The 23,628-nt window shown below is 55.2% G+C and carries 20 protein-coding genes; 1 reads left to right on the top strand and 19 read right to left on the bottom strand.

All coding sequences use genetic code 11. From position 1 onward, the window contains the following. Nucleotides 1-179: 179 nt before the first annotated feature. The 17 genes from HFP08_RS09445 to purE all read right to left on the bottom strand — a co-directional run bounded on the left by HFP08_RS09445 (nt 180) and on the right by purE (nt 20,722). Nucleotides 180-1,277, bottom strand: a complete 1,098-nt coding sequence (locus HFP08_RS09445; RefSeq protein ID WP_240941240.1) for a DUF3048 domain-containing protein — start codon at nt 1,275-1,277, stop codon at nt 180-182. A gap of 414 nt (nt 1,278-1,691) precedes the next feature. Continuing rightward, nucleotides 1,692-3,140, bottom strand: coding sequence for a sensor histidine kinase (locus HFP08_RS09440; protein WP_168120343.1), 1,449 nt, complete (start codon nt 3,138-3,140; stop codon nt 1,692-1,694). Beyond that, complete coding sequence (locus HFP08_RS09435; protein ID WP_168120342.1) at nt 3,137-3,982, bottom strand: response regulator transcription factor; 846 nt, start codon at nt 3,980-3,982, stop codon at nt 3,137-3,139. The genes HFP08_RS09440 and HFP08_RS09435 overlap by 4 nt, the downstream gene beginning before the upstream one ends. A 68-nt stretch (nt 3,983-4,050) precedes the next feature. Next, nucleotides 4,051-5,427, bottom strand: a complete 1,377-nt coding sequence (locus HFP08_RS09430) for a hypothetical protein (RefSeq protein ID WP_168120341.1) — start codon at nt 5,425-5,427, stop codon at nt 4,051-4,053. A 263-nt stretch (nt 5,428-5,690) separates the two neighbouring features. Further along, entirely contained in the window at nt 5,691-7,037 is a 1,347-nt protein-coding gene (locus HFP08_RS09425; RefSeq protein WP_168120340.1) for a polysaccharide deacetylase family protein, read from the bottom strand. Nucleotides 7,038-7,424: 387 nt separating this feature from the next. Continuing rightward, nucleotides 7,425-8,690, bottom strand: coding sequence for a phosphoribosylamine--glycine ligase (gene purD, locus HFP08_RS09420; protein WP_168120339.1), 1,266 nt, complete (start codon nt 8,688-8,690; stop codon nt 7,425-7,427). 123 nt (nt 8,691-8,813) lie between these two features. Continuing rightward, nucleotides 8,814-10,361 (bottom strand): bifunctional phosphoribosylaminoimidazolecarboxamide formyltransferase/IMP cyclohydrolase, encoded by a 1,548-nt coding sequence (gene purH, locus HFP08_RS09415; RefSeq protein ID WP_168120338.1) that lies wholly within the window; start codon nt 10,359-10,361, stop codon nt 8,814-8,816. Between the two features lie 20 nt (nt 10,362-10,381). Continuing rightward, nucleotides 10,382-10,990: a phosphoribosylglycinamide formyltransferase gene (gene purN, locus HFP08_RS09410; protein ID WP_168120337.1), complete on the bottom strand. Its 609-nt coding sequence runs from the start codon at nt 10,988-10,990 to the stop codon at nt 10,382-10,384. Then, nucleotides 10,990-12,033 (bottom strand): phosphoribosylformylglycinamidine cyclo-ligase, encoded by a 1,044-nt coding sequence (gene purM / locus HFP08_RS09405; protein ID WP_168120519.1) that lies wholly within the window; start codon nt 12,031-12,033, stop codon nt 10,990-10,992. The genes purN and purM overlap by 1 nt, the downstream gene beginning before the upstream one ends. Nucleotides 12,034-12,165: 132 nt before the next feature. Further along, nucleotides 12,166-13,653 (bottom strand): amidophosphoribosyltransferase, encoded by a 1,488-nt coding sequence (gene purF, locus HFP08_RS09400; RefSeq protein ID WP_168120336.1) that lies wholly within the window; start codon nt 13,651-13,653, stop codon nt 12,166-12,168. Beyond that, the gene (purL, locus tag HFP08_RS09395) at nt 13,638-15,881 is read right to left on the bottom strand and encodes a phosphoribosylformylglycinamidine synthase subunit PurL (RefSeq protein ID WP_168120335.1); all 2,244 of its coding nucleotides are present in this window, start codon (nt 15,879-15,881) and stop codon (nt 13,638-13,640) included. Before purL ends, purF begins: the two co-directional genes overlap by 16 nt. After that, nucleotides 15,859-16,554 carry a phosphoribosylformylglycinamidine synthase subunit PurQ gene (gene purQ, locus HFP08_RS09390; protein ID WP_168120334.1) on the bottom strand — a complete coding sequence of 232 codons (696 nt, stop codon included), beginning with the start codon at nt 16,552-16,554 and terminating at the stop codon, nt 15,859-15,861. The genes purL and purQ overlap by 23 nt, the downstream gene beginning before the upstream one ends. Nucleotides 16,555-16,558: 4 nt before the next feature. Continuing rightward, nucleotides 16,559-16,804, bottom strand: coding sequence for a phosphoribosylformylglycinamidine synthase subunit PurS (gene purS / locus HFP08_RS09385; protein WP_206109220.1), 246 nt, complete (start codon nt 16,802-16,804; stop codon nt 16,559-16,561). Between the two features lie 34 nt (nt 16,805-16,838). Then, nucleotides 16,839-17,723 (bottom strand): phosphoribosylaminoimidazolesuccinocarboxamide synthase, encoded by an 885-nt coding sequence (locus HFP08_RS09380; RefSeq protein ID WP_168120518.1) that lies wholly within the window; start codon nt 17,721-17,723, stop codon nt 16,839-16,841. 38 nt (nt 17,724-17,761) lie between these two features. Next, nucleotides 17,762-19,057, bottom strand: a complete 1,296-nt coding sequence (gene purB / locus HFP08_RS09375) for an adenylosuccinate lyase (protein ID WP_168120332.1) — start codon at nt 19,055-19,057, stop codon at nt 17,762-17,764. 7 nt (nt 19,058-19,064) lie between these two features. After that, nucleotides 19,065-20,240, bottom strand: a complete 1,176-nt coding sequence (purK, locus tag HFP08_RS09370; protein ID WP_168120331.1) for a 5-(carboxyamino)imidazole ribonucleotide synthase — start codon at nt 20,238-20,240, stop codon at nt 19,065-19,067. Continuing rightward, nucleotides 20,237-20,722, bottom strand: coding sequence for a 5-(carboxyamino)imidazole ribonucleotide mutase (purE, locus tag HFP08_RS09365; RefSeq protein ID WP_168120330.1), 486 nt, complete (start codon nt 20,720-20,722; stop codon nt 20,237-20,239). The genes purK and purE overlap by 4 nt, the downstream gene beginning before the upstream one ends. 557 nt (nt 20,723-21,279) lie before the next feature. On the opposite strand from purE, the gene HFP08_RS09360 reads away from it, so the two are divergent. Further along, the gene (locus HFP08_RS09360) at nt 21,280-22,563 is read left to right on the top strand and encodes a LysM peptidoglycan-binding domain-containing protein (protein ID WP_168120329.1); all 1,284 of its coding nucleotides are present in this window, start codon (nt 21,280-21,282) and stop codon (nt 22,561-22,563) included. An 82-nt stretch (nt 22,564-22,645) separates the two neighbouring features. On the opposite strand, the gene HFP08_RS29490 is transcribed toward HFP08_RS09360, so the two are convergent. Together HFP08_RS29490 and HFP08_RS09350 are read right to left on the bottom strand one after the other, a co-directional pair. After that, nucleotides 22,646-22,888: a hypothetical protein gene (locus HFP08_RS29490; protein ID WP_206109223.1), complete on the bottom strand. Its 243-nt coding sequence runs from the start codon at nt 22,886-22,888 to the stop codon at nt 22,646-22,648. Between the two features lie 25 nt (nt 22,889-22,913). Beyond that, on the bottom strand, nt 22,914-23,081 hold the full coding sequence (locus HFP08_RS09350) for a hypothetical protein (protein WP_168120328.1): 168 nt from the start codon (nt 23,079-23,081) through the stop codon (nt 22,914-22,916). Nucleotides 23,082-23,628 lie beyond the last annotated feature (547 nt).

Here is a 23,628-nt window from a genome sequence, read left to right as displayed (position 1 = left end):
TTTAATCATATTTTCAGCTTCAGAACAAGCAAAAAATGCCGTTCCATGTCGGAACAGCACTTTTTTTGTGCAAAATCCGTGAACACGGCCGCTTCTTGGTCTGCTCGGCGATCAAAAGCGGACTTTTTGAACATCTTCTTGCGGTTATTGTGTCCACGTATAATAATTACATTCTCTCACTACATGCTTATCGTCACATGCTCGGCAAGCGCGGGACTATTCGGCACGACATGAATGAAGGTTGTCCCGGGAACGAACGGCACCTCTTGGCCGTCCTTCATGAAGCGAATCATGCCGTCCTTCGCCCGCACCCACTGCGCGCTGATCTTCTTGCCTTTCTCGAAAATGTACGCCGCGCCGCCCGTTTTCAAATCGATGGTCAGGCGGCCGACATTATCGTACACCGTATGCTTCGTTTCGAACACGACCAGATTCGTCGCCGTTAACGCCTCGTCCGTATTCCGGTCGATATGCGGCTCGTTGTTAATGAAACGTTTGTAAAGGCCGGTCGCTTCGTCATATTGATATTCGACCTCGTAGTCCTGTCCGAGGAACGTAATCTCGATCTTCTTCGCATCCTCCGCCGAGCTCGCCGTCGCTCCTGTCAGCGCGCCTTCCGGCGAGAACGGATAAGCCGCCGCGGCCGGGAGCTTGTTGTTGTAGCCCTTGTTGTCCGCCGCCTTGCGCAGCCGCTCCAGTTCGGAGTATAGATTATGCGGCGCTTTGCGGTCCTTGCTTCTCCAGAAGTAGCCGCCCGCGTTCGAAATTTCGTCAAGATAAGGCTTGCCCTGCTTCTGCAGAATGCCGTATGCTTCCGGGCTTCCGCCGGCATGCGCCATGATCGCGCCGTAGCTGTCGGCAATATCGATGAGATAGGCTCTATTGCTTCGTATCGGTCCAAGCGTCTTCGTCTGCTCCGTTGTGCTCTGGAATATTGCTTCCAGACGCGTGATGCCGCCTTCGGCAAGAATTTCCCAGATGACATCGGCCTGCGTCAGACCGGATTGCGGCCTCGCCGCCGAATAATTGTTGATCATGACGGCCAGCGGCCTGTTCGTCGCTTCTTGCTCAAGGCCTATGCCTGTAAGAGGCGCTATATAGGGCATTGGCGTCGAAGTCGGCTCCGGTGTAACGGTTGGAGTAGGTTCCATCGTTGGACTCATCGTGTTCGTCGCAATCACGTCTGCGACTTCCTCGTTATTGCCGCTGCATGCCGCAATGAATAGGATACATGAGGTGAGAAGGGCAACTGACAGCGCTCGCATTCTGTTATTCATGAAAACCCGCCTTTGCTACAATATGGTATCTCCATTTAAACACAGAACGGACGAGTTTGTCTTGATAAAAATGAGCCTTCGCGCGGATTGTTGCTCCTGTCTTCGAAGCATCCGTCTGCAACAGCCGGAATAGGGATTGCGGATTAGTGCAGAATAAGGAATAACGACATACAAAATCTATTGTCATTATCGAGGAAAAAGAGGTGAGTTCCCATGCCTTTGTGGATTGCTTGGCTGGAGGAGCATTGGCTGTCCGCGATGCTTATTCTCGGCGCGATTGTCTCCGTGCTGTTCGTCTTCATTAATCGCAAGCTTATCTTCTACAAGGAGTAAGGGCTCGCGTTCGCGAGAGCGAAGACAGGAGAACGAAAGGAGGGAGAACGAAGAAAGCATGCTGCTTTCGCATGCTTTCTCTCATTGCGAATCCGACATTGATTCCTCGCGTGCTTGTTCCCGGGACGCGGCCTCTCTCAGAATCGGCAGCTCAATCTTCACCACCGTGCCCGATCCCCGTTCGCTGTCGATCGCGATCGTTCCGCCGTGCAGCTCAATTATATCCTTACAGATGGCAAGCCCAAGACCCGATCCGCCCTCCATATTGCTCGCCTTGTAGAACTTCTCCATCACATGAGGCAGATCCTCGGAAGCGATGCCGCTTCCCGTATCTGAGACAGCGAGCAGCGCCGACTGTTCCCTTGCCTGCGTCGTCACACGAATGATGCCGCCGGCGGGTGTGAATTTGTACGCGTTGTCGATCAGGTTGATAATGACCTGCTTCAACCGATTCGCGTCAGCAAAGATAATAATCGGTCCTTCGTCGTACGAGGCGACTAGGCGCACCTTGGTCTTGTCCTCGCGCACGACGAGTTGACGGACCGTCTCCTTCACGGAGCTGTTCAGATCCAGCGTCTCCGCATGCAGCTCCATCGTCTTCGCGGACAGCTTCGAGAAGTCGAGCAAATCCTCCACCAGTCCGGACAGCCGCTCCGTCTCCTTCCCGATAATCGACAAGCCAAGCTTGACCTCCTCGTCGTCCTCGCCCGGCTGACTTTCCTTCAGCGTCTCGCTCCAGCCCTTGATCGAGGTCAGCGGCGTACGAAGCTCGTGAGAGATCGAAGAGATGAAGTCGTTCTTCAACCTCTCCCGCTTCGTCAGCTCGCTTACCATCGCGTTGAACGTTTCGGATAATTGGCCGATTTCATCATTGCTGCGCTTCGTCGCTCTTCGGGTCCAGTCGCCCTCAGCCATATATCTGGCCGCGCTCGTCAGCTCTCTGATCGGAAGCACGATGCGCTGAGCGAGGAAGAGGCTGAGTCCCAGGAAGAGAAGAATAACGCCTAATCCAACGTACACCGCCATCCGAATGATTTTGCCAACCATATTGTCCACTTGTTCGATCGATGACGTGTAGCGCAGCATCGACACAATTCGCGAATCGTTGTACAGCGGAATCGTGATGGAGATGACGCGTTCGCCGTAGTAAGGATCAACCCCGCTCCAGCTGCCGATGCCGCCGGACATCGCCGCCTTGACATCCTCGGTCGAATATTGAACCTGGGGCGCGAATCCGTCGGAATCGATGCGCACCTGACCTATGCTGTTCAGCAATTGGATGCGAGCCGGACCGTCCTCCACCATATGCTGCAGCATATAATCCGCTTGATCCTGAAGCGTAAGCGAGGCGAGCGAACGGGAGTGAAGAGAAATCGCCGATTCGGCGCGTTGCCTGACCGAGCTCTGGGCGCTGCCGTAATAATAATTCCACATCAGAGCGGCGAAGGCGGCTCCAAGCACACACACGACCAGTACGATCAGCAGCAAATAGCTTAGAACCATCCGAGTCTGGATGCTTCTCATCCTCATGGCGTCCCACTCCGTTTCCAGCGATAGCCAAAGCCCCATACCGTCTCGATGACGGACGGATTCGACGGTCTCTCCTCAATCTTCTGCCTAATCCGCCGAATATTCACGTCGACCACCTTCAGATCGCCGACATAATACCGTCCCCACACCTCGCTCAGAATATGATCGCGGCTAATGCTCTCCCCCTCCCTCTCCATCAGCAGACGTACAAGCGTCCATTCGGTGGGCGTCAGGATGATCTCTTGCTCATGCTTCCATAGTCTGCGTTCCTTGATGGACAGCTTGATAACGCCGCTGATGAGCATAGCATCTGCGGCTGTCGCAGAGCTCACTGCCTCAGCAGCATGCTCGACTCCTGAAGACCCGGCAGACTCCAGGCGCTCTTGCGGCACTGCCGCTTCCTCTGCCGCAAGCTCCGGAGTTGTCATCTCGCTTTGATCCGCTTGAGGCTCTGGAGTCGGACTCGGCGGCGCATCTACCGTCATGCGGCGATAAAGCGACTTGATGCGCGCGATCAATTCCCCGGGACTGAACGGCTTCTGCACATAATCATCCGCGCCCAGCTCAAGTCCGCGAATTTTGTCCTCTTCCTGCGACTTTGCCGTCAGCATAATAATGCCCATCCGGGGATATCGTCCGCGAAGCGCCTCGCAGACCTCGAAGCCGCTAATCGTAGGCAGCATGACGTCAAGAAGCGCGATATCGAAGGGCCCTTGCGTGTCCGCATGCGCGATCGCGTCCTCACCGTTATCCGCTTCCACAACCTCCATATCGTTTCGTTTCAAATTAATTCGAATAAAGCCTCGAATCGATTCTTCATCCTCCAGAAGTAAAACTCGCAATAGCACTCACCGCCGATTTCATCTGATCTGAATAGGTCCGCTCACAGTCGCCTTCAAGCTGCCTCCGATTACTCCATATGCTCAATAGACAGGTAGGACGGGAAGTCCTTCTCCGCCTCCAGCAGCTCACCGAAAGCTTTCGCCCCCGCCTCGGACAAGCCCTCTGGAGGGGCGGTCTGGAACGATACAACGAATATATTGCCGCTGTCCGTCATGACTTGATGATAGGGAATTCCGCCGCTCTTCCAGTAAGCGGCGGCTGTTGTCCATTTTTTCTGCGGCACGACGTATACGGTTGCCAAGTCATAGGAGGCTTGCTCCATCGCATCCCAATATTCGAACGAGATCAAGCCATAAGGCGCAGTCGGCTTCTTGAGCGTATAACGATTCTGCCAGGAATCCGGAATATCGATTTTCAGATCGTAGACATAGTCTTCATACCTCGTCTTCACGGGATGGAAGCTCTTCTCTCCGTCCCATTGCAGCCATATATTAATCCACTGCATCTCCGAGTACGGCGTGTCCATATAGCCCGGTGCTTCAATTCGCTGTTCGACCTCGAGAATGCCGTCATCGTTGACATCCTGGCTGCTTGCCCTGCTCATGCCGGCTTGCAGGCTGCGGCTCGGATACACGAGAAGGAGCTTGCGGTTCTCCCAGGCGAACATGAGGGTGACGGAGCTGTGCGCTCCTGTAATGCCGTCGATTACGATGCCGTACCCCGATTCGGAGATGCGGCCGATCTTCAAGCTCTGGAACGCGCTCGCGGTATCGGCCAGCTCCATGGAAGCCTTCTTCGTCATGCCATTCTCTTGCAGCGTATAGACGGCAAGACTATACTTCGGCACGACGAGCTCTCCTCCGTTGCCCGTAGAGGTAATCAGCGCAAGCTCGATATCGCCGTTCCCCTCGAGATCTCCTGTCTCCGCAAGCTCGTAAGGTATGGACTCTACCGGCCTCAGAACAAGATTGCCATTATCGTCCCGCTCGGCCTGCGCCTGGAACGAGTAATGCTCCAGTACATTCGGATTGTCGAAGGAGCCGACCCATCCGACCAGCATCACCAGCTCGTCCTCTCCGCCGACATCGACGAATTTCAGCCATCCGATATCCCGTGCCAGCGGCTGCTCGACCAAGAGCCATTGCTTCCACCCGCTCCCGGTTTGTTTGAAAATAACAATTTGCGGAATGCTGTATTCATTGAAGAAGGTAACGACGGCTTCGTCCTTGCGATCGCCGTCTATGTCGAGGAGTCGGATCGCATCCTTGAAATCGTCCTTGTTCGGAAGCATAAGCTTGCTGTATTCCGGCAAAACATCCTTGACAGCTGCTGTCAGCTCCAAATGATCGGCGGAGGCGTCGGGCTTCCGCAGCAAATCCGCGGGAGCGGCCGTGTATCTACAGCCCGCCAGCAACAGCGGGATTATGAACACGGTTAGAAACAAGAAAGAGCGGAGGGCGCCCCCCGCGATGCTGCGCTTATTTGCGCAGTTGTCCCTTCTGTCACTGCCGTTACTGCTGTGACTACTATCCCTGCTGTCACTGTTGTTACTGCTGTTACTGCTGTTACTGCTGTTACTGCTGTTACTGCTGTCAGACTCTCTACCAGGCCCCAAGTCGTCGCCCCCTTCCGCCTTACAAGATGTTCCTTTCCCGGTCTTTCTCTTTCCATTTTTCTTTCCATTTCTCTTTATCTCCGGTTCAACCCTTATTTCTCCGGAATTTGATCAACCGTCACCAGCGTGTAGCCCTGCTTCTGCAGATCGTCAATGACATCCGCAAGCATGTCCACCGTGTGCTGAATATTTTTGCTCCCGAAGGAATGCATTAATATTATAGCATTCGGTTTCGCTTTCGTCCGAATCATCTCGCGCATATCCTTGATCGAGGTGCCCGCCCAATCCCGCGTATCGATATTCCAGCCTACGAGCCGGCGTCCGTTATCCTCCATCACCTTCTTAAGCGTATCGGATACGGCTCCGTAAGGCGCGCGGAACAGGGTAGGCACCTCTCCGATCGCGTCCTTCATTTCATCGTCAACCTGCTTCATCTGATCTATGATTTGAGCCTCAGTCAATTTGCTGAGATCCTTGTGGTCTTGGGTATGATTGCCGATCGCATGTCCTTCGTCCCGGATACGCTTCAATACCTCGGGGTATTTCTCGATTTGCAGGCCGACCTCGAAGAAGGTGGCATGAACCCCTTTTTCCTTCAAAATATCCAGAATCGCCGTTGTATAATGCAAATCCGGACCATCATCGAAGGTCAGTGCGATCAGCTTCTGCTCCTTGGCGTCATCTGCATCCGTTGACGGTTTGACGCTTGGTTCTTCGTTATCGCTTGTATTGTTCGCTTGGCTTCCGTTAGAGCTCGCCGCATTGCTGTCCTTGCTCGCGGAAGTCTTGCTGCCGTCGTTGCTGGCGTTACCGTCTTCCGCGTTGGCTGCGGCTCCGTCGTTACTGGCGCCATCGCCTTCCGTGCTGGCTGCGGCTCCGTCGTTGCCTTCTGTGCCGTTGCTCTTTGCGTTAACTGTTCCTTCACTGCCTGCGTTGCCGGTTCCATCGCTGCTTGTTTTTCCGCTAGTCTCGCTTCCTTGTTGCGCCTCCCCCTGATCGTTTCCCATTTCCTCATTGCTCTTTCCTATGCTGCTAGTGTTCTCGCCTTTGTTAACCGCTGTCGTCACTCCACCGTTATCTGCTGTCGAACTTCCGCCTGCTTCCGCGCCGTTGCCCGCCGTTGCCGACTCTGCCGTATTCAACACGCCCGATCCGCTTGTTCGATCTCCGCCGTTCGACATGCCCCCGCCAGAGCCTCCCGTATGTATGCCGCCGCTGGCTGCCTTGCCGTCCGACATGCCTTCGCCCGAGCCGCCCGCATGTATACCGTCGCTGCCCGCTTTGCCATCCGCATGCCCTTCCGTCTGCTGTCCGCCTATCGACGCCAATGCCGACAAGCTGATCGTTTGTCCCGTCGCGCAGCCGCCTGCCCAGACGAGAAGACCTGTCAGAGAAGCTGCAATTGCCAATCTTTGAACGCGTTTCTTCCGATTCACCATTTGTCTCACCCACTATTCCGCTGATAGATTTATCTTATCGAATCAGCAGATTAATAGAGTTACAAAATAGTAACATCATCGGACAAAATGAGACACTTCGCAACAATCTGCGCTCAATAAGCGGCTCTCGTTCCGTTAGCGTTACAAAGACGCTCCTACGCTGATTTCCAGCGCTGCAGTTCCTCCCCAGTTACTTTCTGACTCTCCGACGCTGGTTACCAGCGCTGCAGTTCCTTCCTAACTGCTTTCGCACAAGTTAGTCCTTAAACATACTCCACAACATAAAAAATCACCTCCCCGCGAAGGCTGCTGTTATCGCAGCAACAGCAGCTGTATGGGAAGGCTCAAGGTTATCTCTATTCAACTATCGGTCGCAATCAACCTGGCTTAGAGCAAAGCCTTCGCCGCGATATCACTACGATTCTGCTTGCCTTCGAACTGCACAACGCTCGCCGCTTCATAAGCGCGCCCGCGCGCTTCGGCGATATCCGCGCCTAGCCCGACGATGCCAAGCACTCGTCCACCGGCTGTCGCGAACTGTCCGTCCTTCATCGCCGTTCCCGCGTGGAACACTAGCGCTCCCTGCGCTTCCGCTTCCGCGAGTCCGGTAATAACGCGGCCCTTCGGATACGAGGCGGGATAGCCTTCGGAAGCAAGCACGACGCATACCGCAGCCTCGTCGCTCCATTCAATATCCATATCCGCCAGTCTTCCGTTCATCGCCGCCAGCACGATATCCACCAGCTCCGTCTTCAGACGAGGCAGCACGACCTGCGTCTCCGGATCGCCCATGCGGGCATTGAATTCGATCGTCTTCGGACCGTCCTTCGTAATCATCAGGCCCGCGAACAGCACGCCGCGGAACGGACGCCCTTCGCTGACCATCGCCTTCGCGGTTGGAATCACAATGTTCTGGATCGCTTCCTCAATAATGGCAGGATCGATATGCGGCAACGGCGTATAAGTTCCCATCCCGCCCGTATTCGGCCCTTTGTCCCCATCGAAAATCGGCTTATGATCCTGGGCAGGCACCATCGGCTTCACGGTTTCGCCGTCCACGAAGGCCAGAATCGACATTTCCTGACCTTCCAGGAACTCCTCGATCACGATTTGATTGCCCGCTTCGCCGAACACCTTGTCGACCATCGCCTCGCGCAGCGCCTTCTCCGCTTCCTCCATCGTCGCCGCAACGGTAACGCCTTTGCCCGCTGCCAGTCCGTCCGCTTTAATGACAATCGGCGCCGACTGCTCCCGCAGATACGACAGCGCCGATTCATAGTCGGTGAACGTCTCATATTTCGCCGTCGGGATATTGTACTTCTTCAGCAAATCCTTCATGAAGATCTTGCTGCCTTCAATCGCCGCTGCCTTCTTATTCGGTCCGAAGGCCGGGATTCCTGCCGCTTCGAACGCATCGACAATTCCGTCCGCAAGCGGATCATCCGGTCCTACGAAGACGAGGTCGATTGAGGCGTCCTTGGCGAAACGCACCAATTCATCGAATTCCGATACCGCAATCGGCACGCATTCCGCCAGCTGGGCTATCCCTGCGTTGCCCGGCGCGCAAAACAGCTCCTTTACCTTCTCGCTCTTCTTGAGCGCCCAGACAATCGCATGCTCGCGACCGCCTCCGCCAATGACTAACATTCGCATCTCTGCAAACCTCCCCTGAAAATTACCGTACTTGCAAGCACCCATCAATTCCCCTCCTGCACCAGAAACCGGACGTGTGCGACTTCTATTGCGCAGGAGAATGGACAATAAGACCTGACTCTATTAATGCTTGAAGTGACGTACGCCTGTCACAACCATCGCAATATTATGGGCATCCGCCATAGCGATCGATTCCTCATCTTTAATCGATCCGCCCGGCTGAATAATAGCCGTAATACCCGCCTTCGCAGCAAGCTCGACCGTATCTCCCATCGGGAAGAACGCATCCGAAGCAAGAGCGGCGCCAATCGCCTTCTCACCGGCTTGTTCGATAGCAATACGCGCCGCTCCCACGCGGTTCATCTGACCAGCGCCAACGCCTACGGTCATATCATCCTTCGCGAGCAGGATCGCATTCGATTTCACATGCTTCACGACCTTCCAGCCGAACAACAGCTGCTTCATCTCTTGAGCAGTCGGTTGACGCTTCGTTACGACCTTGAGATCCGCCTCCGTCAAGCTGTGAACATCGCTCTCTTGCACCAGCATGCCGCCGTCTACCGACGTAACAAGCCATTCCGGCTTGCGTTCCGCCGCAGCGGTCAACTCGCCGAGCTTCAGCAGACGAATGTTCTTCTTCTTCGTCAGAATATCCAGCGCTTCCGGCGTATAATCCGGAGCGATAATAATTTCAAGGAAGATGCTGCCGAGCAGTTCAGCCGTGTCCGCGCCAATTTCGCGATTCGCGGCTACAATTCCGCCGAAGATCGAAGTCGAATCCGCTTCGTAAGCCTTCTGGTACGCCTCGTGAATCGTAGCGCCGATGCCCACTCCGCATGGATTCATATGCTTGACCGCGACGACAGCCGGCTCGTCGAATTCCTTCAGAATCGATAGCGCGGCGTTCGCGTCGTTAATGTTGTTGTAGGACAGCTCTTTGCCGTGAAGCTGCTCCGCTGTCGTTACATTGCCTGCGGAAGCAAGCGGCTTGCTGTAGAAGGCCGCCTTCTGATGCGGATTTTCGCCATAACGGAGATCCTGCACCTTTTCGTAAGTAACGGTGTATTTCTCCGGCAGCGGCTCGCCGCCCAGCTTGGACAAGTAATCGCCGATCAGCGCGTCATAAGCGCCTGTATGACGGAATACCTTCGCCGCCAGACGTTTGCGTGTCTCGAGTGTCGTATCGCCGCCAGCCTTCACTTCCTCCAGCACAACATCGTAATCGCCTGCGTCCACAACAACAGTTACGAACGCATGATTTTTCGCTGCGGAACGAAGCATGGTAGGGCCGCCGATATCGATATTTTCGATCGCGTCCTCATAGGTCACATCCGGCTTCGCAATCGTTTCCTTGAACGGATACAAATTGACGATGACCAGATCGATATAATCCAGTCCTAGCTTCTGCATCGCTTTCTGATGCTCCTCGCTGTCGCGAACGGCGAGCAAGCCGCTATGTACGGCGGGATGCAGCGTCTTCACGCGGCCGTCCAGAATTTCGGGGAACCCCGTCACATCGGAAATGCCGATAACCGGAATGCCTTCCTTCTGCAGCAGGCTGAACGTGCCCCCCGTCGAAATAATTTGAACGCCTTGATTAGCCAATTCTCTGGAAAATTCCACAATGCCGGTCTTGTCCGACACACTGATTAACGCTCTGCGAATCGCCACGCCTATCCCCTCCAATTAAATTAATGAAACTCAACCTTGCGCACATTCAACCTCACCTTGCCATGAGCAATCGCTTGAATAACGCCCGGCAGCAGCTGCTGCTCTGTCGCATGAATCCGCTGGGCCAGCGTCGATTCCGTGTCGCCTGCTTCAATCTCGACAGCCTGCTGCGCGATAATCGGGCCGCTGTCGAGCCCGCCGTCCACATAATGAACGCTGACGCCCGTTACTTTCACTCCGTGGTCCAGGGCTTGCTGAATCGCATTCACGCCCGGGAACGACGGCAACAGCGAAGGATGCACATTGATCATCCGTCCATAATAAGGCTCTACCAATACATTCGTAATAATTCGCATGTATCCCGCGAGCACGATCAGCTCGACTCCGCGCTTCCGCAGCTCCTCCGCAATCGCCTGATCATGATCCTCGCGGCTTGGATAATCCTTCGACCGGAAGACGAAGGTATCAATGCCGGCTTCCTGCGCTCTTCCAATTACCGGCGCGGAAGCCTTGTCACAAACAAGAAGCTCGATGGACACATCGAGCTTCCCTTCACGCATCCGGCGAACCATTGCCGCGAAATTCGTGCCATTGCCGGATGCGAATACCGCGATGCGCAGCGGAGCCATTAGACTTCCGCTCCCGTGAAGGTGACGATGCGGCTTCCTTCCGTAACGGTCCCGATACGGTAAGCCTTCTCGCCAAGCTCTTCGCTAATTCTGAGCGCAGCTTCAGCCTCGTCCGCCGGCACGACAACGACAAGGCCGATTCCCATATTGAACGTCGTGAACATGTCACGATTCGTAATATTCCCTTTGTTTTGCATCAATTCAAAAATCGGAAGAATCGGCCATGAGCCGTAAGCGATATCGACGTTCACGCCATCCGGCAGGACGCGCGGAATGTTCTCGATAAAGCCGCCTCCCGTAATATGGGCCATGCCCTTCACATTCACTTGCTCGATCAGCTTCAGCGCCTGCTTCACATAGATGCGGGTAGGCTCGATCAGCACATCGCCAAGCTTCGCGCCGCCAAGCTCGTCAAGCTCTTGCTCCAGCTTGTAGCCCGCTTCCTCAAGAAGCAAACGGCGAACGAGCGAGAAGCCGTTGCTATGGATGCCGCTCGAAGCGAAGCCGATAACCGCGTCGCCGGGAGCGATCGTGGAGCCGTCGATCATTTTCTTCTTGTCGACAATGCCGACCGTGAAGCCCGCGATATCGTATTCCTCATCGGAATACATGCCAGGCATCTCGGCGGTCTCACCGCCGATCAGAGCGCAGCCGGATTGCACGCAGCCCTCGGAAATCCCGGCGACGATCGCTTCGATCTTCTCGGGCACAACCTTGCCGCAAGCGAGATAATCGAGGAAGAACAGCGGCTCGGCGCCCTGCACGATAATATCGTTCACGCACATCGCCACGGCATCAATGCCGATGGTGTCATGCTTGTCCATCGCGAAAGCAAGCTTCAGCTTCGTTCCGACGCCATCGGTGCCCGATACCAGCACGGGCTCGTCGTATTTGTCCTTATTCAGGCTGAACAAACCTCCGAAGCCGCCCAGCTCCGCCATAACCTCCGGACGGAAGGTACGCTTCACATGCTTCTTCATCCGCTCGACCGCTTCGTTGCCCGCGGCAATGTCGACTCCGGCCTTCTTATACGCTTCTGACAATTCGCCCACCCTTTCTCTTGCACAAATTCAATCCTATACAATCATGCCTATTCATGCTGCTTGCTGCTCGCAGTCTCATTTTTCAAAGCAGCAGGAATCAAATCCCGATCTGCAGCATCCGCGCGCTCGCAACTAGCAGCTGCAGCTCTTCTCCGCTTCCTCGTCAACAGGCGTCGGATAATCATTATCGAAGCAAGCCAGGCACATGCCGCGGTTATAAGCGCCGTCATTGCCGCCAACCGCTTCGATAAATCCGCTGTCCGTCAGGAAAGCCAGCGAATCCGCATTAATTTCCTTGCGAATCTCCTCCACCGTCCGATAAGAAGCGATGAGCTCGTTGCGATCCGGCGTATCGATGCCGTAGTAGCATGGATTTTTGAACGGCGGCGATGTGATGCGCACATGCACCTCCGTCGCTCCCGCTTCGCGAAGCAGGTTCACGATGCGGCGGGAGGTCGTGCCGCGCACGATCGAATCGTCGATCATGACGACGCGTTTTCCCTCGACCACCTTGCGCACCGCCGACAGCTTCATCTTCACGCCCTTCTCCCGAAGCTCCTGCGACGGTTGAATGAATGTTCTGCCGGTATATTTGTTCTTGATAAGTCCCAGCTCGTAAGGAATGCCCGTCTGCTCGGCATACCCGATGGCTGCGGAAATACTCGAATCCGGCACGCCGGTCACAATATCTGCGTCAACGAAGGATTCATGCGCGAGCTTCTGACCCATCCGCTTGCGGGCGGAGTGAATATTGATCGTATTAATATCGCTGTCTGGTCTTGCAAAATAAATATATTCCATCGCGCAGGTCGCTCTGCGGCCCACATCCGCATAGCGGTCGACACGCATGCCGTCGCTGTCCAGAATGAGCAGCTCGCCCGGCTGCACGTCGCGCACGTACTCGGCGCCGATCGTCTCGAACGCGCAGGTCTCGGACGAGAACACATACGCGTCGCCAAGGCGGCCCATCGCCAGCGGTCTTAAGCCATGCGGGTCGGAGGCGACGAGCAGCTTGTCGTTGGTCATGATCAGGAAGGCGAAGCCGCCTATTATGCGTTGCAACGCTTTCTTCGCCGCCGTGACGAAGTCCTTCGGCGAACGCGCGATAAGATGCGCGATAACCTCGGTGTCGCTCGACGTCTGGAAGATCGAGCCGCCTTGCTCGAGCTCGCGGCGGATTTCCGGAGCGTTGACGATATTCCCGTTAGTGGCTACGCCGAGATCTCCGTCACGGTATCGGAAGATTAGCGGCTGAGCATTCGCCAGCTTGCTCTCTCCGGCGGTAGAATAACGGACATGGCCGATCGAGCGGTCGCCCGACAGCATATCCAGATTGTCCTTCGTGAACACCTCTTTGACGAGACCCATTCCCCGATAATAGCTGAACTTGTTATTGTCCGCCGTATCGACCGTGCAGATGCCCGCGCTCTCTTCTCCGCGATGCTGAAGCGCGTGAAGCCCGTAATAGGACAGTCCGGCGGCATCGGGATGACCGAACACCCCGAACACCCCGCATTCCTCCCGCAGCTTGTCGAAGATATCATCGCGGCCGATGCCCTCGTTATAATGATTTCCCGTCCAGAGAGAATGTCCCTCGGGACTCTTTAATTCATCAGACATGGAATCGCATCCTTCCAAACCTTCTCCAGTTGTTTGACCGGCGCGTTGATGCCGGCTTTTCCGTTGACGTTGATGTTCAGGCTGCTTCCGTTGACCTCTCCGATTGCCGCGTTCGCCACGCCTTGCTCCGTAAGCCAAGCCGTAAGAGCTTTCGCTTGCTCGGGCTTCGCCGACAGCAGAATGCGGGACTGTGATTCGCTGAAGAGCAGATGATCCGGACGAAGCTCGCTTGTCAGCGATACCTCCGCGCCGATTCCGCCGCTGATGCAGGATTCGGCCAGCGCCGCCGCGATACCGCCTTCCGACAAGTCATGCGCGGATGCGACTAGCCCCTTCTGAATCGCTCCAAGCACCGCGCCTTGAACCTTCTTCTCGACTTTCAGGTCAAGCACAGGCGGACGTCCCGACGGAGCGCCGTCGCGAACATATTGCAGTTCGCTGCCGCCGAATTCCGCTTTCGTTTCGCCGATCAGCACGATCACATCGCCCTCCGACTTAAAGCCTTGCGTCGTCACATGATCAATGTCGTGTACGAGGCCGACCATGCCGATAACTGGCGTTGGGTAGATCGCGCCCTTTGCGTTCTCGTTGTACAAGCTGACATTGCCGCCGATTACCGGCGTGTCGAGCGCTACACAGGCTTCAGCCATGCCGTCCGCCGACTTCTCCAGCTGCCAGAACACATCCGGCTTCTCCGGGTTGCCATAGTTGAGGTTATCCGTCACCGCGAGCGGCTCGGCGCCGGAGCATACAATATTGCGCGCCGCTTCGGCCACTGCGATGCGTCCGCCCATCTCCGGATCGAGATAGACATAGCGGCCGTTGCAGTCCGTCGTCATCGCCAGCGCCTTGCGCGTGCCGTCGATTCGGACGACAGCCGCATCGGAGCCCGGCTGCACTACCGTAGCTGTGCGAACCATATAGTCATATTGGTTATATACCCATTCTTTGCTCGCTACTGTAGGAGATGCGAGAATTTGCTCCAGTGCGCCGGTCAAATCCGTAATTTCTTGGAATCCACCCGCGTCAACCGCGCCATGCTTCGTGTAGTAGGAAGGCTCCGCAGACGGCTTGTTGTATACCGGACACTCGTCGACAAGCGCCTTCACCGGCATATTCGCCACTTCTTCGCCCTTGTGGAACAATCTCAGGCTTCCATCATCCGTTACCTTGCCGACCTTGGCGCAAATAATGCCCCACCGATCGAAAATCTCCTTCGCTTGCGCCTCATGCTGAGGCTCGACGACGAACAGCATACGCTCCTGCGACTCGGACAGCATCATCTCGTAAGGCGTCATGCCCGTCTCGCGCTGCGGCACCTCGTCGAGGTAAAGCTCAAGGCCGTTGCCCGCCTTCGACGCCATCTCCGCGCTGGAGCAGGTAAGACCCGCCGCGCCCATATCCTGAATGCCGAGCACGATGCCGGAATCGATCAGCTCGAGCGTCGCTTCCATAACCAGCTTCTCCATGAACGGATCGCCGACCTGCACCGCCGTGCGCTTCTCTTCGGATTCCTCAGACAGCTCGACCGACGCGAAGGTCGCGCCGTGAATGCCGTCGCGGCCCGTAGCCGGTCCCACGTAGAATACCGGATTGCCAACGCCCTTGGCTACGCCGCGCTGGATTTTGTCATGATCGATCAAGCCGACGCACATTGCGTTAACGAGCGGATTGCCTTCGTAGCTCTCGTCGAACATGACCTCGCCCGCAACGGTCGGAATGCCGATGCAATTGCCGTAACCTGCGATGCCGCTGACCACATGCTCGAACAAATATTTCACGCGCTCGTTCTTCAGATTGCCGAAGCGCAAGGAGTTGAGCAGCGCCACCGGACGCGCGCCCATCGAGAAGATGTCGCGGATGATGCCCCCGACGCCGGTAGCAGCGCCCTGATACGGCTCTACCGCTGATGGATGGTTATGTGATTCGATCTTGAACACAACCGCTTGGTTGTCGCCGATATCGACGATGCCGGCGCCTTCGCCCGGACCCATCAATACGCGCGGTCCCGTAATCGGGAAGCGTTTCAGAATGTTCTTCGAATTTTTGTAGGAGCAATGCTCGGACCACATGACGCTGAATACTCCGATTTCTGTATAATTAGGCTTGCGTCCGAGATGTCCGCAGATGAGCGAATATTCCTCGTCCGTCACGCCGAATTGCGTATAGATCCGCTGATCCGCGATTTGTTCTGCCGTTGGTTCTTTAGCCGTTAACTGCTGCGCCATGCTGTTCCCTCCATGCGTTCAAAATCGATGTAAACATCCGCGTTCCGTCTTCCGAGCCTAGCAACTGATCAACGGCGCGCTCCGGATGCGGCATCATGCCGACCACATTGCCCGCTTTGTTGCTGATTCCGGCAATGTTCTCGATTGAACCGTTCGGATTGGTGTCGCCCGCATAGCGGAATACGATTTGATTGTTCGCCTTCAGCTCGGCAAGCGTCGCTTCGTCGCAGAAGTAGTTGCCTTCGCCATGCGCGATCGGAATATTAATAAGCTCGCCCTGCGAGTATTGATTCGTAAACGGCGTTTCATTATTCACAACCTCAAGCATTGTCGCGTGGCAACGGAATTTGATGCCGGTATTGCGGATTAGAGCGCCTGGCAGCAAGCCCGCTTCGGTCAAAATCTGGAAGCCGTTGCAGATGCCGAGGATGTACTTGCCTTGCTCGGCAGCTTTCTTCACTTCGTTCATCACGCCGGCGAATTGCGCGATCGCGCCGCAGCGCAGATAATCGCCGTAAGAGAAGCCGCCGGGAACGAGAATCGCGTCGTAAGCCGACAGGTCGGTCGCGGTATGCCAGACATAGTCGACGGATTGGCCGATTGTGGATTCCACCGCCTTGAAGCAGTCGATGTCGCAATTGGAGCCTGGAAATACGAGTACTGCAAATTTCATGGAATTAACCCTCCAGTTCGAAACGGTAGTCTTCTACAACCGTGTTGGCGAGCAGCTTCTCGCACATCACCTTCAGCCTTGCTTCCGCTTCGCTGCGGTCGTTCGTATCCAGCTCGACCTCCAAATATTTGCCGATGCGCACCTTGCCTACTTCTGCGAAGCCCATCGAGTGAAGCGCACCTTGCACCGCCGTACCTTGCGGATCGAGTACATTCTCTTTAATCGTGACATAGACCGTTGCCTTCATAATTGCCTCCTGAAAAAAGATTTTAATTTTCGTAAAACTATTCCAACTCTGTTCCCGTCAAACGGCGGTAAATCTCGCGGTAACGCGCGGTTGTCGCCTGAACGACCACATCCGGCAGCGGCGCCGGCATGCTGTCGCGGTCCCAATCGGAACCGAGCAGATAGGCTCGCACCGGCTCCTTGTCCATGCTGTCGATTTCTACATCATAAGCGTAATTCGCTTCCGACCAGAATCGCGAGGAATCCGGCGTGAAGATCTCGTCGATCAGAATCACCTTGCCGTCGATAAGTCCAAATTCGAATTTGCAATCGGCGAGAATAATGCCGCGCTCCTCGCAGTAGCCGTGCGCGAACTTGTACAGCTCGATGCTGCGTTCGCGAAGCTCTGCGGAGAGCTCCGCGCCTACAAGCTCGGACATCTTCTCGAAGGAGATATCCTCGTCATGCCCGACATCGTTCTTTGCGGCCGGGGTGAAGATCGGCTCGGCAAAATGCTCGTTCTTCCGCATGCCCTCCGGCAGCTTAATGCCGTTGATTGAGGAGGTTTGCTGGTACTGACGCCAGCCCCCTCCTGTTATATACCCGCGAACGACGCATTCGATATCAATTCGCTCGGCTTTTTTCGTAACCATAATTCGATTCTTAAGAAGTTCTGGCTCGGTGACGAGCTCGCCCAGCTTGGTCACGTCCGTGTGCACGACATGATTCTCGATGAGATCCTTCGTGATCTCGAACCAGAATGCGGATAAGCTGTTCAGCACATTGCCCTTGTCGGGAACAGCCGGCTCCAGCACATAATCGAAGGCCGAGATGCGATCCGTTACGACGATGAGGAAATGCTCGCCCAGATCGTACAGCTCGCGCACCTTGCCCTTGTAGACAAGCGGCGCTTTCACATAATCGACGGCGGTGGATATTGCCAATACGTTCGAATCTGCAGTCATTGTTCGACGTTTCCCCCTTAGTTCAAGCCCAGACGAGCGAAGATTGTGTCCACATGCTTCAAATGCCATGTCGGATTGAAGCAATCCTCGATCTCTTCCGCGGACAAAGCCTCTGTAATTTCCTTCGTATCTTCAACGATCGAGCGGAATTGACGCTGCTCTTCCCAGGCCTGCATTGCGCGCGGCTGAACCGTGTCGTAGGCTTGCTCACGGGAGAAGCCTTTGTCGATCAGCTTCGTCATGACGCGGCCGGAGAACGGCACGCCGTAGGTCGCGCTCATGTTGCGCTTCATATTTTCCGGGAACACGGTCAGGTTGGCGATGATATTGCCCAGACGGTTAAGCATATAGTTCAGCAGCATCGTTGAATCCGGCAAAATAACCCGTTCCGCCGAAGAATGGCTAATATCGCGCTCATGCCACAGCGGCACGTTCTCGTAGGCGGTCAGCATATGTCCGCGAATGACGCGAGACAGACCGGACATATTCTCGCAGCCGATCGGATTGCGCTTATGCGGCATCGCCGACGAGCCCTTCTGACCTTTTGCGAAAGGCTCCTCCACCTCGCGGAATTCGCTCTTCTGAAGCGCGCGAATTTCGGTTGCGAACTTGTCCATCGAAGTCGCGATCAGCGCCAGCGTCGCCATATATTCGGCGTGACGGTCGCGCTGCAGCGTCTGTGTCGAGATCGGAGCGGCTGTAATGCCGAGCTTCTCGCATACGAATTGCTCAACTCTAGGATCAATGTTGGCGTAGGTGCCTACAGCGCCAGACATCTTGCCGAATTGAACGCCTTCAGCCGCATGCTTGAAGCGCTCCAGGTTCCGTTTCATCTCTTCATGCCAAAGCGCCAGCTTCAGGCCGAAGGTGGTAGGCTCGGCATGAACGCCATGCGTTCTGCCCATCATCGGCGTTTCCTTGTACTGAATCGCCTTCTCGCGAAGAATGCCGATGAAGCGCTCGATATCCTTAAGCAAAATTCCGTTGGCCTGCAGCAGCAAATAGCCAAGCGCCGTATCGACAACATCCGTCGACGTCAGGCCGTAATGCACCCACTTCCGTTCAGATCCGACAGTCTCGGATACGGCGCGCGTGAACGCGATTACGTCATGGCGCGTATCTTGCTCGATTTCGTAGATGCGGTCGATGTCGAAGCTCGCTTTCTCGCGTAGCGCCGCCACATCCTCCTTCGGGATAACGCCTAGCTCGGACCAAGCCTCGCATGCGCAAAGCTCAACCTCCAGCCAAGCTTTGAACTTGTTCTCCTCGGTCCAGATGGCTCTCATTTCCGGTCTGCTGTAACGATCTAACATGAATCCTTCACACCTTCCAAATAGTTGTCTCTTCTATCCATTTGAGTGCGGCGTCTATCGTGGATGCCAGCACATTGATATGCCCCATCTTGCGTTTGAACACGGCGTCCTTCTTGCCGTAGAGATGCAGCTTCGGAGCGACGCCCAGCTTATCGGCGAGCTCGTCCCGCTCGGCCATCCGCTTCACGACGGGCTCGACATGCTGACCGAGCACATTCACCATCACGACCGGGCTCATCAGTGTCGTGTCGCCCAGCGGCAAACCGCAAATCGCGCGGATATGCTGCTCGAATTGCGAGGTTCGGCAAGCCTCCATCGTATAGTGCCCGCTGTTATGCGGCCTTGGCGCCAGCTCGTTCACGAACAGCGCTCCATCCTTCGTGACGAACAGCTCGACGGCGATCAGACCGACGACATTCATGCTCTCCGCAATACGAACGGCAAGCTGCTCCGCTTTCCTCTGCAGCTCCTCGTTGATGCGCGCAGGAACGATCGACAGATGTAGAATATTTTCGACATGAATGTTTTCCGCGGGCGGGAATGCCTTGATCTCACCATTCGTGCTTCTCGCGGCAATAACGGATATTTCCTTGTCGAAGGCGATGAATTGCTCCAGCACGAGCTCCGTTTTCGCCTTGCTTAACATCTCGTAAGCTTCGGGAATCTCTTCCTCGCTGCGGATGACCCATTGTCCCTTGCCGTCATAGCCGCCCATGGCCGTCTTCAACACGCACGGCATACCGAAGCTGGCGACGCCGGCGCGAAGCTCTTCCTCACTGGCAATTTCGCGATACGGAGCTACCGGAACACCGGCGGCTGTGATGGCCGCCTTCTCTCTCAGGCGATGCTGTGTCGTGTAGAGCAGCTCGCTGCCTTGGGGTACGTAGGATTCCGACATCAGCATCGCCGCCACCTCGGCGTCCACATTTTCAAATTCATAGGTAATGACATCCGAACGTTCCGCGAGTCTAAGCGCAGCTCCATGATCGTCATAAGCCGCCGTAATCTGCTCGGACACTTGTCCCATTGGACCGTCCTCTGTCGGATCGAGCGTCACGAATCGATAACCCATCGCGCTTCCCGCATTCGCAAGCATGCGTCCGAGCTGGCCGCCGCCGAGAATGCCGATCGTGCTGCCTGGCAATATGGTGCGCGTAATCGTCTTCACGTCATTGCCGCTCATAACGTTTCGCTGCTTTCCAGCACTTCCTGCTTCACGCGATCGCGCCTTGCTTGAACGAGGGCTTGCACTTCGGGCTCGAACGCTCCAATCATCTGCGCCGCGAGCAAGCCCGCGTTCGTGCCGCCAGCATTGCCAATCGCGACAGTCGCTACCGGGATGCCCCCGGGCATCTGCACGATGGAGAGCAAGGAATCGAGACCGTTCAAATTCGAGGATTTCACGGGAACGCCAATTACCGGCAAAATCGTCTTCGCAGCGACCATGCCGGGCAGATGTGCGGCTCCTCCAGCTCCGGCGATGATGACCTTCAGACCTCGCTCGGCGGCTGATTCCGCGTATTCGAACATAAGCTCCGGCGTGCGATGCGCCGAAACGACTTTCTTCTCATAAGGGATTTCAAGCTCCTCCAGAACATCGCATGCCAGCTTCATGGTGTCCCAGTCTGACTTGCTGCCCATGATGACGCCTACCTTAGCAGACATTTTCACAAACCCACTTTCTATATTCAGTATGGTCAAGATGAAACACTCTGTCGTATTTGACAAGAGCGATTTCACGAGACAGATAAGAACCTGATAAGTGCGACGCAACTTATGCATTCTTATAGGTTGAATAATACCTTATTCAAATAGAAAAAGCCCTTCAGCAGGTGTTGCATCTCTCGCCGCGGGGCCGTTGCAGAAGTTTCCCTGCCAGAAATGCAGGCGGTCAATATTCGACTCATTTCAAAGCTACTTTAGTTTATCCAATAGCCTTCGTACTGTCAATGAAATACGAACAATTTGAACATGTCAATTATTAAAGTTCGCTTTTTCAACGCATAAGCATGGTTTTGGCGAACATCAAACTATTTTGTAAACCATTCCCACTTACTTTGCCCATTGACTTGCTCTTCTATGAACAAGACTAGAACGCCGCTCTCTTGAATATAGATGTTATAGAGTGCAATTTTCTAAGGAGAACCCGCTAATCCTGCGTGTTCGGAATGTTCCGTTTTCAGCACATGATTGAATACCCCTCTAAAAAGGAGGCTAACGTTATGTACATTCATACGGTTAAATCCGGCGATTCCTTATGGCAGCTGTCGCAAACCTACAACATTCCATTAGAGGCGGTCTATTCGGCTAACGGGCTGTCCCAGCAAAGCATACTTGTTATCGGGGAAGCCGTAATCATCCCCACTCCAAGCATTGGAACAACTTATACCGTCAAAAGCGGGGATACACTGTGGAGCATCGGTCAGCGCTACGGTCTGTCGGTGAGAGAGCTCGCCAAAGCGAACAGAATCCGAAATCCGGCTTTGATCTTTCCCGGTCAAGTGCTGCAAATTCCCGCCGGCAGCAAGCCGATAATCGAGGTGAACGCATATACGGAGAAATTTGGCGCCGACGGCGTCCAGTTGGTACGCGATGTGGGGGAATATCTAACCTACCTCAGCCCGTTCAGCTATCGCGTGAAAGTGAACGGCGAGCTAACGCCGATCAATGACGAAGGCGTCATCGCCGCCGCTTACGAGAAGCGCGTCGCTCCGATGATGGTCATTACGAATTTCGAGAATGGGAGCTTCAGTCCGGATATTGCGCATGCGGTCGTATCGAACGCCGCTATCCAGACGGCGGTCATCGCCGAGTGCGTAGCGGTAATGAAGCTGAAAGGGTATCTGGCCATTCATGTAGACTTCGAATATGTACCGCCGGCTGACAAAACGCTCTACAATGAATTTCTGCAGAATCTCGTGAACGAAATGCATCAATACAATTATCTCGTCTCGGCGGCGCTGGCGCCGAAGCAGTCCGGCGAGCAGATGGGCACGCTGTACGAAGCGCATGATTATGAAGCAATGGGCAAAATATTGGATTTCGTCGTGCTCATGACCTACGAATGGGGATGGTCGGGCGGTCCGCCTCGCGCGGTCGCTCCGTTGAACGAGGTGGCCAAGGTGGTGAATTACGCTTTGAGCGTCATGCCGCCGGAGAAAATCATGCTCGGCATGCCGCTCTACGGCTACGATTGGACATTGCCCTACGTGCAAGGCGGCATTTGGGCGCCGACCGTCAGCCCGTACGAAGCCGTCGTCCGGGCCGCGAAATACGGCGCTGAAATTCAATATGACACGGAGTCCCAATCGCCTTGGTACGGCTACTATGACGAAGAAGGCAAGGAGCATGTGGTATGGTTCGAGGACGCCCGCAGCGTGCAAGCCAAATTCGATTTTGTCAAAACGAACAAGCTCCGCGGCGTCAGCTACTGGGTGCTCGGCGTGCCGTTCCCGCAGAACTGGTACGTGCTCGGCGAGAACTTCACGATTAGGAAGCTGGTGTAGAGCATGTGTTGAGCAAGTGTAGAGCGGGACGTGGTGAGAGTTAGGTTGGTTGACTGAGGTCGGGGCGGTCGGTTGATTGGGGTTAGGCGGGTTGGTTCGTTGGTTGGAAGTTTGTTGGTTTGTTGGTTTGTTGGTTTGTTGGTTTGTTGGTTTGTTGGTTTGTTGGTTTGTTGGTTTGTTGGTTTGTTGGTTTGTTGGTTTGTTGGTTTGTTGGCGCCGCCGCATGCGGCGCCTTTTTTGCTGCAGAGTTACTTTCTACACCTACAGCGCCCATTTCGGCACTTTCCCACTCTGCATAGTTACTTTCTACACCTGCAGCGCCCATTTCAGCACTTACCCACTCTGCAGAGTTACTTTCTACACCTAAAACTCCGCTTCTGCTCCTCCAAGTCGACTTTATCGACTTGCGGCACCACTCCGGCCCGCTTCTGCTCCTCCAAGTCGACTTTATCGACTTGCAGCGCCACACAGGCCCGCTTCTGCTCCTCCAAGTCGACTTTATCGACTTGCAGCGCCACACAGGCCCGTTTCTGCTCCTCCAAGTCGATTTTATCGACTTACGGCGTCACACAGGTCCGCTTCTGCTCCTCCAAGTCGACTCTATCGACTTGCAGCGCCACACAGGCCCGTTTCTGCTCCTCCAAGTCGATTTTATCGACTTACGGCGTCACACAGGCCCGCTTCTGCTCCTCCAAGTCGACTTTATCGACTTACGGCATCACACAGGCCCGCTTCTACTCTCCTAAGTCGACTTTATCGACTTGCGGCGTCACGCTCCTCCAAGTCGACTTTATCGACTTGCAGCGCCACACAGGCCCGTTTCTGCTCCTCCAAGTCGATTTTATCGACTTACGGCGTCACACAGGTCCGCTTCTGCTCCTCCAAGTCGACTCTATCGACTTGCAGCGCCACACAGGCCCGTTTCTGCTCCTCCAAGTCGATTTTATCGACTTACGGCGTCACACAGGCCCGCTTCTGCTCCTCCAAGTCGACTTTATCGACTTACGGCATCACACAGGCCCGCTTCTACTCTCCTAAGTCGACTTTATCGACTTGCGGCGTCAC

It is taken from the genome of Paenibacillus sp. HB172176, assembly GCF_011947265.1.
Taxonomy (GTDB): domain Bacteria; phylum Bacillota; class Bacilli; order Paenibacillales; family Paenibacillaceae; genus Pristimantibacillus.
This window is presented reverse-complemented; position numbering and strand designations above follow the sequence as displayed.